The sequence below is a fragment of the Paenibacillus sp. JGP012 genome (assembly GCF_014203995.1).
In the GTDB taxonomy this organism is placed as follows: Bacteria; Bacillota; Bacilli; order Paenibacillales; family Paenibacillaceae; genus Paenibacillus; species Paenibacillus silvae.
In genome coordinates this window covers 135,946-146,737 of the sequence record NZ_JACHKG010000016.1, presented here as the reverse complement: position 1 = coordinate 146,737, position 10,792 = coordinate 135,946, and the positions used below count along the sequence as shown (strand labels likewise).

Below are 10,792 nucleotides of genomic sequence, written 5' to 3'. Positions count from 1 at the left end.
GCCGAATGGCGACTGGTGATGCAACATGAACATTTTTTAAGTTCGGTGTTTCAGCAAAATAAATTTACATAAATTAGATATTCAACACGCGTGATCTTTTATATGTTTCTCTTATTGACGAATTATTACTTAATGGTTTATTTTCTAAGAGACATACTTCACTCGTAACTCTCAAAAAAAAAGGATTTTTCAGTTCTTGTATATCTTCAGCACCAGTTATATCAATTTTAAAAATTTTTGAATACTTTTCCAGTGCTATCCTGGATTCTTCAGAATTAAAAATAGAAAGGTATGAAAGTGGAAAAGTATTTTGAGATAAAAGTGTATTTACCCCTTTATGCTTTATAAATCCATTCCAATAATCCGATTTGCAAGAAATACATAGTTTTATTCCTAAATCATTACATACTTCACTTAACTCATTAAGTTCTTGAATTTTATCAATAGATTCCCATTCATCAATAGCATCGATTATTAAAAATAGAGGCTTTTTGTGCTTCCGAATTAAATAACTAACTGTACTTGCTCAAAATTAATCCCACTAAAAAAAAAGATACGCTTGACTCTCTTCGTAAAAATAAAAGGACGACTCCCCCTACTAAGGACATGAAAAACATGTCTCATACGTATAATTTAGCACAATTTATCCTCGGAACAGTCCGTTGGCTATCATGCTCTGAGTACGAAAAATTAACAATGAATCATTGTCCCATTTGAATGACTTACAGTTAATATTTAGCGTTGTATACAAAAGCTCTCCTTCGTTTGCATATGTTTTTGTTATAGGAATAAAAAGCGGTATCTGGATGATAAGCTAAAAGCTTCTCTGGAGAGTTTCGTCTTTTTTTGTCAAAATGACCGCTGAAGCCCCAGTATATTAGATATTCCTTCCTATTTCCGAAGACAGCCTATTGAGTGAAACCCTATCCTACATAAATTCGAGTCTAAATTCTATTCCCTGCTCAAACTTTTATCCTGTAACCACTTTATAGCTTCTTCACCCATGAGAATATTGGGTTCTTCTCGTGTTCCAATACTGATTATTTTTATAATTGCTTCTTCAATTCCCTAGAGTCGTGTTAATTCAACTCTGTGCTGGAAAGTTCTCCTAAACAGTGCCGTACTGACATCTCCAACACTCATATTAGCATTGCGAAAATCTGTAAGATACAGTGAGCTGGAGTTAGATTGGCATTTATCAACTTTTTATTTGTAAATACTGCCTCATAGACATCCGCTTTGGCGAACCTTTCACCATCAGTTCGACATCTGTAAAATCGCTATAGGACATATCTGCCTTATAGAAATCTGTTCTTACTACTTTGCTATCATTAAAGCTTAACGACCATAACAACGAAGATGACAGTCCATTTTTCCAGATTCATCCCATCAATACGCATTCAGTTAAATAAGCCTGATTCAGAGGGTATCACGACAAATCAATATGACGAAGTCTACTTCATTTAACCCTAACTTTTCTCTTGTTTTCCCAACAGTTTCAATCCAAACTCGATGTAAATCTGATTGCTCTGCCAGTTTTTCTAAGGCTAGTCGATTTCATAACTGCATCACCTTTTCTATAGACTTTGTGCATTAGTGTATAATATCAGTTCGCTTTCTACCTTCAAAAATAAAACCTCGAAAGTGAGATAACTACTCGAGGCTTGCTACGTTATTTTTATGATATAAATGTGTACTTATCCAGAAGTTACTGTCCATTTACACAATACAGGCTTCGTATCATCATTAAGTCGTTCGATTCAAATAATACTTCGACTCGTTATTCGTGTGATGACACTTATTTACTCTCAAAATCTTTAACTCGCTCAATCTTTTGTGCAAAATCGCAAGCATTTTGAAAATCTTCTCTCGTGTAAATTTCAGTTAATTCATTCGCCTCTTCCTGCCAATCAGGGCCATACTGTAAAAGGTAATCTGTAAACCATTCATAGTAGGAGGGGATGGTTGGATTTAACAGAATCAATCTTTGATACATCTTTATCACACAAGGGATCGGTAGAAAGAAATGCGTAAGCTCATAATTAATGGCTTCTAATAAATGATCTGAGTTGTTCGTATGATCTATCTCAGATAACAATTGATTAGACAGAGATTCTACGGACTCTCTCAATGTTTTCAATTCATTCGGATTTAATTTAGACCAGTCCTGGTCGATCAATTGATGCAGTTCCTCCACTAGCTTTTGTATAGTCAAAGTTAATGTCCCCTTTATATTTTTATTTAGGATAATAAGTAGATACTCTTAGAGTCCCATCTGGAGTTTGAGTCACAGTATAACCCATCGTTTTCTCATTGACTTGAATTATTCTTTCAATCGTTTTAGGAGGTCTAGGGATTGCAATATCTGTCTTGTTGGCTAATTCCATATCTTTCAGTATAACGGATTCGATCTGATCCATGGTGCCAATATCTTGAGCGTTTCCTGTCCGATGGCCACTTCCACGGTATCCATGTCCACTATTAATTTCTACTTTTCTTCCTTCTATCTCAAAAGTACGTTTTAACGCATCACCTTCGCCTTTGATTCCGATTGGCTTCAATCTAACTTCGCCGATATCAAGAGGCTGACCCGTAACGCCAGCACCTTCCTTCTTACCATTTACTTTTCTCGCTTGAGTCGCTTCCAAATTCTTTTTAATCTTTGCCACAGCCGGATCAGAAGCAGGTAAGCGAAATGGTCCTTTGCGACCCGGGATACTTCCGCGAACCATCTGGAAAGCCATAAAGATCTGGCTGAACTTCAGAGAAGTCAGCATCATCTGAGCATACTTATCGGATACAGGCTCACCTGTAAAAGGATGGATTCGATTTTCAAAAGCTTTAATCTGCAATGCATTAATATCTTCCCCCGGCTCTTCCACATGACCTGTTGCTTGCATCCGGTTGATATCCAAATGCCCCTGATCCTTCTGATATGCTTGCAGAGATGCCTGATCGGGAACACCATTCTCGTTTACTGGCATCCACATCAGTCTACCATAGACATCGACTTGTGCCATCCGGTAGCCCTTATCTCCCGAACCCGCATCACTTACTGAGCTCTTCATCATTGCTGCCGCACCAACAGCACCAATAACACCACCCAGACTCCCTTTCTCCGCATCTGCATTCTCAAACCGAATCGCGATATCCTTTAGCTCTTTCGATGTATACACCATACTCTCCAGTGCCTTCTGTAGTAAGGGACGCGACCGCTCAAAATCATCATAAAAACGCTCCTGTGTTACACCCGTCCACATTTCTTGAAGGAACATCATCTGCTTGGAGAGATTATCTTGGATATGCTCCAATTGCTGCCTCGCCTGATCCACCTGACTGGATACGTGATGTAACTGCTCAGGTGTTACTTTGATTGTACTCATCCGTTTTCACCGCTTATTTTATGTAGGATATATCTATGTTAGCAGAAGTTTAATGGCAATTTCATCCGGCTAACTTCCTGATTTTGATACATTATCCTGCAACAGAGTTAATTACAATCGTGCTCCGGTCTTATACATTTTTCTTTTTAGTATGAAAACAATCCATCTAACATTTTGTGTAATTTGTGAATATACTTGACTTCCTTCAATAACAAGAAGTACTATACGATTATACATATGGAATGTATTTCAATTTAAACAATAATTTTGTAATTTGAAATCAATGATCAGGCTTTACTTCATATATCACTCCAAACTTGCTAGAGCACTCTAGCCTGCAATTTTCTTCCCTCTTCGTGTATCAACAGAAACAGTAAATATGGGAAGGATCATTCTCATAACGAAAGGAGGATACGTAGGTTTCCATCTGCAAGTTCATTTTTGTTACGTAAATACATGTATCTTTATCTGCTAGTCTATCCATAACAAGAAAGGTGGAATTAATCTCTATGAAAAAGTTGTTTAGCTTGGCTCTTGTTCTTGTTTTAGTCTTCTCGTTTAATCAGCTGTTTTTGCCGAGGCGCAGACTGCTCAACCCAAACCTTTAACGAAAGAAGAAGTGGTGAATTCAAAAGCATTCCGTGAAGCTGTAGAGGCAGCCAAAGCGGAATTGAAAGCACAAAAAGACAATGGCGGCCCCGTGCTGCATGCACCTGCCCCAAAGGTATCTCACATTAATGTGTACGCTGTTGTTTCTCCTAATGGTGGTCAAGAAATTTACGGCTTCAATAGCAACCCACTCTCCACTGCCAATGATCACGGCGGGAACTGGATACAGTGTATTACGTTCCAGATCGGTTATGACAGCTCTCACTTCGGTACACTCACAGGAAATAAAATGACAAACAATTGGTCTGAACCTATAGATCTGGACGGTGATCGTGTTATAGATGCCTTTGCTCATTCTTGGCTATATGAGGCACCTAGTACGGGTGGGCAGTTCGTAGGAACCGTTTACTCCATTAATATTCCAACACAGTGGACCGCTTGGATTAATGTTCGTTAAGTTCTAAGGCCCAACCTACAAAAGCTCGATCTTCTTTTTTTATGTAACTATGCCTAAGTATGGTGATGTGGCGTCTCTTTCTTCTTTTAACAATTGAATTAGGACATTATCTTTAAAACAAGTTTTGAAGATGGCTCTCACAAATTTAAAATTACGCAGCATAAAGTATCATCAAATAAGTCAAGCTGTACCCCGTAAAGAGACATAGTAGAACCTCTTCTTTACAGGGTACAGTTGACTTCCCTAATCTATCGATGTTCTGGTATTGTTCTTGCGATTATTATTCTATTTCGATTTCTTCCCAGTCCCCTCTGACTCTCTTTCTCGTAAATGATATATCCTTCAGTTGAATACCTACTCTTCAGTATCTTGCTGGCGTCTGACTTACTCTCATTCTTCTTTACATCGATCTCATCTTGCAAAAACAGTACAAATAAAGAACTGGAACGGTTCAACCCCTTAATATTGGACACTAGCTAGCTCGTTCTCAGCTTAACGCATCATAACGCAATGGATTTGGGCTCTATGGCTCCTTCGTCCACCAGGCGTAAGTAATCTATCGGCGACCAATCGTACAGGCTGCCGTGAATGCGGTCTTTATTGTAGTAACGGATATATCGATCTACTTCGGAAAAGGCTTCTTCATAGCTTTCAAAGCAATGTCGCTGGTAACATTCTCGTTCCAGAACACTATGAAACGATTCAATAAAGGCATTCTTATTCGGTGTTCGAATGGGCGTCCGTTCATGTTCCAAGCCTGTTTCCTCACAGAAAGCATAAAAAGCCTTGCTTACAAACTGTGGGCCATTGTCCGTACGAATCACGAGCTTTGGCTTGGTTTTATGGATACGCCGAGTTAACAGAGCCTGCTGGATGGTGCTCAAGATGCTCTGCGTGTCGCAGGCTTTACCGCGATGGTGAGCGACGATTCGGCGATCAAAGACATCAATAATACTGGCAAGAAAGAAGTGCCGACGTTTCCCTGCAACATAACCGTACTTAATATCCATCTGCCACAACTGGTTAGGACCATCCACCACCCGGTTATTGGCTGCTTTCCTCGGTACGGTATTCTTTCGTTCACGCTGAGGAAAGAGGATACCGAGGGATTTACAGAGTCGATACACCTTCTTTTTGTTAATCACTACGTTGTATTTCCGGCGCAGCAGCACGGTCAGTTTTCGGTGAAACCCTACAATTCGGGTGTCCGAAATACGTTTGCCTTGCTGGTTGTAAGAGTATCCAGGGATCTTTCGTCCACTACTTATAGGCTGCTGCCGTTCGGGATGTTTCAAGTGATAATAGTATGTTGAGCGAGGGACATCGCAGATCCGAAGCACCGTACGAACAGGATAACCTCGCTCAATCCAAACTATCACTGTTTGTAGTCGGGGTACTTTTTTTTTAACAAGATCCTTGAGAATTGGTTTTCTAATTCTTTTGCGCCAAAAAAGCTTCAAAGCCTCATCGTACTTTTGCTGTAATTCTTGATAATTGGCTGCGTCTTGCTTCATTTGTTGCGTTTCTGCTTGTTTTTTGGCCACCAGTTCCCCCACCTCATCTTCATATTGACGAATCCAAGTCGTTAGCGTCTTAGGAGACATGCCGTACTTTCGTGCCACGACCTCCGTTCGAAGGCCCGACAGCACCTCTAAGACATATTCCTTTTTCGCCTCAACCGGGCATCTAAATCGTCTTTTCATGAACACTCTCCTCATTTCATTTAGTGTATCTGAGGTGGCTTCGAGTGTCCAATTGGATTAGGGGGCTTTAAAGGGAATCATCGTTATCCGATAAATAAAAACCTAATAATTCGTTATATTTAGAGCTAAAAAACAAACGTATATTCTCTATTCGGAGTTTAATATTTTCCTTCGATTCAACCAGTCTTTCGTAACTCGCAAATAAATTAAAATCATCCAAATAGTCTATTCTATTCACTGAAATTAACGGATTCATGCCTCTTATATATACAAGCCTATGACATGACCATCCTCTTTCTCAAGAAACAGGACTTGATCTAATCTCTCATGATCGTCTTGATCATGTAAATAAATAATATTTGAGATTTCTTTTTGTTCAAAATAATAATCAAACTTTTTTATAAACGAGTGTATATAGTTATCCATCGTTGTCTCACTCTCCAATCCTATCTCATTTGCATTGTACACTTTCATTTCACACTCACTTCATTTCTTAGGATATCCCCCTCTGCAATATCAATCATGTAGACCTTATGTATACCTAATTTTTCGGTAGTGGTTAGCTTGTATATTTCAGGTTTTTCTGTAGGTTCTAGAACAGTCCACTGCCAATCTGATCCTGGGCCCGTCGTGAGGGCCGCAATCTCTTTTGCATCCAAATCTAGCGGGATCGTTTTCTTAACAGCTGGATCAGAAACCTTTTTTACAATTAAATTCACCTGATTATTTCGCTGAGACATGTTGATTATCACGAGATTATACGCGTACTTCTGATCCGATGTGCGGCTGAAAGGATCACTTTCCACTTGCTCTGGTTTCACCGTATGTTCTAAAGCGTTTATAAAAGCTGGAGTACAGAAAATTAATATAAAGATAAATATGACTCCATAGATCATAGTACTTATACTTAACTGAGAATTCCATTTCCTTATTAAAACGACTATTGAAATCATATTAATCATAAGCGATAGTATACCGCAGAGAAGCATGATCGGCATACCGACCAAATCGAGTGATCTTTGAAAATTGGATGTTGCCCCAACTAAAAACCACATAAAAACAGCTAGATTAACGAGAACCGCAGCACCCAAAATCCATTTGATTCACTTCGACACATGTTCACCCCCGGTATGGGAATAGCCCTCCTCTATGACTCGAATACAAGAAGTAACTCTTTAAGTGACCATTGCTACTTCTAATTCCTATAGATGTTAAAGAAGATGCCCCCATATATAACTGAAGGCATCTTCTTTTGAAAAATGAAGAATTTTTATACCTATAGTAAAAATACATACAACTCTAAAAGGGAACAATCCCCACTCTTTCAAACTAATCTTTTACTGTATTTTTGTTATGTTAATAGGAGTTCGCCAATCGTCCAGATAAAAAGCCAGATTGGATCTAATATTTACTTGGTCCCAATCTTTCTTGTCTACAGGAAATTTTTCTTCGCCAAAGCTCGTTGAACTAACGGTAATATAATACTTTCCATCATTTTCATTTTTTTGTTACTACTCCTGCCAGAGGATCCCAATCATCTATGTACTCCTGCTCTAACAGCACAGTATCCTCCATAGAAGTATTGAGGGCACCATTGTTTTCAGACATTATCATTGAAGCTGATGAATCCGAAAGTGCATAACCAGCGGTCGGAAGCATGGTTCCAATTACAATCCATAGGATCAAAGAAATAATGAAGCCTTTTCGTAAATTCATGAATTTTTCCTTCCTCCTTTATATTGATCTTCCAGTTCACCCCTTAAAAGAGATGAAAATGGTTGAAACATAAGTATCGACATTTTCCTTAATTTAGGTAATAGTAAATTATTACTTAAAAATAGGAACTATTTTCTTTTTATACCTATGATTACTCTCGGAATTCACGCTGCTTAAATCATTAAGAGGTTAGTGTAATGTTGAAGCCTATGAAGTGAGTTTGTTGTATGAAAATTCACATGTAAAAAAGCCGCCGAATGGCGACTTTTAATGAAGTAAAACGAGAATCATTCCTTCTCTGATATCACTAGCATGCTAACAACTACTTTTCCTCCGCATAAATAAACACATACGTACTCTCATCCGATTGTTCTTCCGAAAAAACAAACGCTAACCGATCAAAGCCTTTAATGTCTTCCACATCTGTGATCTTCCGTTCTGCCATATACCGCACCATCTCACCTCTCGCCATCTTGGCTCGGGTTGCCTTCTCCACCAGCTTTCCACCAACCATCTGTCCGAATACACAAGTAACAAACCGGGTTTCCTCGTTCAAAAAAGGAGTGATGTTCTTGCTATATTCTTTGGAAGCCAGATTGAGAATGCAGTTACTTTCCGCCTGAAGCTGATCAGCCAGCTTGCTGCCCCAGAACTGGTAAAGTGATTTGAACCCCGGCCCTTCCAGCTTGCCCTGCATTTCCAACCGATAAGGGGTAACCCCGTCCAAAGGACGCAACATACCATAAAAGCCAGATAATATCCGCAAATGCTGCTCCAGATATTCCAGCTCTTCCTGCTGGAATACACCTGGTGCCATATATTGATACTGAATGCCCTCATACGAATAAATAGCTTGTGTAAGATTTTCTTTTAGATTCATGCTGCGAATCCGCTCCATATTTAGTTCCGCGATAGCATCGTTGCATTTCCACAACGTTTTGAGTTCATCATAGGATAACGTCTGAAGCAGACTCAGGAGTTGTTCTGACTCATTTATAAATTGCGGCATCTGCGTGCTAGCCATCAGATCGGTGTCGACCTTCATCTTTTTGGCTGGTGATATAATCATTCTCATGGCTCTAATCCATCCTTAATCTACCGTTGTTATGTCGTTTTCATTGTACAGGATTAGGCGGATGAATCCAATCATGAGGCACATATACCGTTAAAAATGTATTCTAAAGCAGACTGGACCGGTTCACTGGATGTTGTACTATTCTAATCTGTTTGAAAATTATTCAGTTCAGATCATTAATTCTAGAATTCGTTCCCGATCTATCTTACCCGTTTGGGTTAAGGGAACTTTTTCTTTGAAGATGATCTTGGAAGGACTCTTCCAAGGCTCTAGATAATCAGAAATAAGTTTTCTCATCCTCATTTCTAAATCATCTGTCCTCTCTTCTTCAACAACATTTACGAATAGACCAATTTTATGACCAACTTTATCGTCAGGAATCCCCACAACAACAGCGTCGTAGATCTCTTCTATTCTGCTAATAACCAAATTTTCAATTTCCTTAGGATCTATTCGAAATCCTTTAGATTTGAATGACTTATCTCGTCTACCTACATAATACAAAAGCCCTTCTTCATCCTGATAAAATAAATCACCTGTCTTTAAGTAAGTAGCTCCGTCAACGTTAAGAAACGTCTCCTTAGTCTCATCTTCTTTATTCCAGTAACCCTTACAAACATGTGGTCCAGTTACATACAACTCTCCAACTACAAATGGATCACAGAGCTTCCCGTCATCATTCTTTACAACTACATTCGTGTGCTCAAGTGGGACACCAACCATCCCCCTCTTTATAGAACAAGGATCTAAAACTGAATAAGAAACCCTCTTGCACTCAGTCAATCCATACATGAGGAAAATAGTAGCTTTCGGAAAAAAAACAGGTAATTCTTTAAGCATCCTGTCTGGCAATGAATCTCCTGTATTTGTAACGTAACGCACTTTAGGAAATACACTTGCTTTATGTTTAGTACCAATACCAATAATTTGGGACAAAAGACTACGAAGACCTGGGAGACAAGTAATCGATTCATCGTTTATTTTGTTTTTTATCTCTCCTGGAAAAATAGTTGGTCGTTCCAGAACTAATATTCCACCAGTTGATAATGTAATAAACAACTGATACAAACCATAATCAAATGATAGAGGTAAGTATGACAGAACACGATCCTCTGAATCGTTCTTCAAGTATTTATTTATAGCTTTATAAGAAAATATGATGTTTTCGTGAGAACTCATGATTGCTTTAGGTTTCCCTGTGCTTCCGGATGTATAGATAAACGCAGCAATATCCTTCAAACAATTTTGCTTCTCATTAATTTCTCCTAGCCTTCCCACATCTACTGAATACCAAAAAAGGCGGTCTAAAAAAGGAATATGTTTTAATTTAAAATAACTTATAGCCTCGTCATCTATGTGATTATACTGTTTGACTTCAGAGTGAGAAAATAGAAAGACTGGCTTAGAGTCTTCAATTAAATCAATTAATTTATTACTAGGGGTGGACGGATGTATACAAACAATAACCCCACCTGCTAGCAATGTCCCAAAAACGGCTATAGCGGCTTCAATGCTATTCTCCAATAGAAGAATTATTCTATCACCAGATTTCAATCCTTTGGCTAGGCATGCCTCTGCAAACTCGTCTACTCTATACTTCAACTCTTTATAAGTTATTTGTTCTTTATTAGATTTAATGGCAATTTTATCTGGCCATTTTTCTGCTGATTTATTAAGTAGTTCGACCACATTTGTCAAAGTGAAGTCTCCCTTTCTTATCCTCGATTGAACTTTACATTAATAAATATATTTCACTTAAAATTAATCAAATCTACGAGTGTATATTGTCTCTACGATGTGTGGAATTAATCTTATTCATAGATGAAGAGTTATAATTAATTTCTTGGGT

8 protein-coding genes and 1 pseudogene are annotated in these 10,792 nt (G+C 38.5%); 1 reads left to right on the top strand and 8 read right to left on the bottom strand.

The genetic code is table 11. The features are described 5' to 3' along the window. Positions 1–1,798: 1,798 nt before the first annotated feature. Together HNR77_RS19070 and HNR77_RS19065 are read right to left on the bottom strand one after the other, a co-directional pair. Entirely contained in the window at positions 1,799–2,197 is a 399-nt protein-coding gene (locus HNR77_RS19070; RefSeq protein ID WP_221443914.1) for a hypothetical protein, read from the bottom strand. A gap of 40 nt (positions 2,198–2,237) precedes the next feature. Continuing rightward, the gene (locus HNR77_RS19065) at positions 2,238–3,383 is read right to left on the bottom strand and encodes a WXG100 family type VII secretion target (protein ID WP_184187733.1); all 1,146 of its coding nucleotides are present in this window, start codon (positions 3,381–3,383) and stop codon (positions 2,238–2,240) included. A gap of 622 nt (positions 3,384–4,005) precedes the next feature. On the opposite strand from HNR77_RS19065, the gene HNR77_RS19060 reads away from it, so the two are divergent. Then, complete coding sequence (locus tag HNR77_RS19060; protein ID WP_311768647.1) at positions 4,006–4,449, top strand: DUF4879 domain-containing protein; 444 nt, start codon at positions 4,006–4,008, stop codon at positions 4,447–4,449. 500 nt (positions 4,450–4,949) lie between these two features. Here HNR77_RS19060 and HNR77_RS19055 read toward each other — a convergent pair whose 3' ends face one another. The 6 genes and pseudogenes from HNR77_RS19055 to HNR77_RS19035 form a co-directional block, all read right to left on the bottom strand. Beyond that, positions 4,950–6,152, bottom strand: a complete 1,203-nt coding sequence (locus HNR77_RS19055; RefSeq protein ID WP_184187729.1) for an IS3 family transposase — start codon at positions 6,150–6,152, stop codon at positions 4,950–4,952. A gap of 73 nt (positions 6,153–6,225) precedes the next feature. Continuing rightward, positions 6,226–6,578: pseudogene (locus HNR77_RS30675) on the bottom strand (hypothetical protein); the annotation flags it as partial. Positions 6,579–6,622: 44 nt separating this feature from the next. Then, complete coding sequence (locus tag HNR77_RS19050; RefSeq protein WP_184187726.1) at positions 6,623–7,243, bottom strand: hypothetical protein; 621 nt, start codon at positions 7,241–7,243, stop codon at positions 6,623–6,625. 406 nt (positions 7,244–7,649) lie between these two features. Further along, entirely contained in the window at positions 7,650–7,868 is a 219-nt protein-coding gene (locus HNR77_RS19045) for a hypothetical protein (protein WP_184187723.1), read from the bottom strand. A 322-nt stretch (positions 7,869–8,190) separates the two neighbouring features. Continuing rightward, positions 8,191–8,943, bottom strand: a complete 753-nt coding sequence (gene yaaA, locus HNR77_RS19040; RefSeq protein ID WP_184187721.1) for a peroxide stress protein YaaA — start codon at positions 8,941–8,943, stop codon at positions 8,191–8,193. A 168-nt stretch (positions 8,944–9,111) separates the two neighbouring features. Further along, positions 9,112–10,632 carry a class I adenylate-forming enzyme family protein gene (locus HNR77_RS19035; protein WP_311768649.1) on the bottom strand — a complete coding sequence of 507 codons (1,521 nt, stop codon included), beginning with the start codon at positions 10,630–10,632 and terminating at the stop codon, positions 9,112–9,114. Positions 10,633–10,792 lie beyond the last annotated feature (160 nt).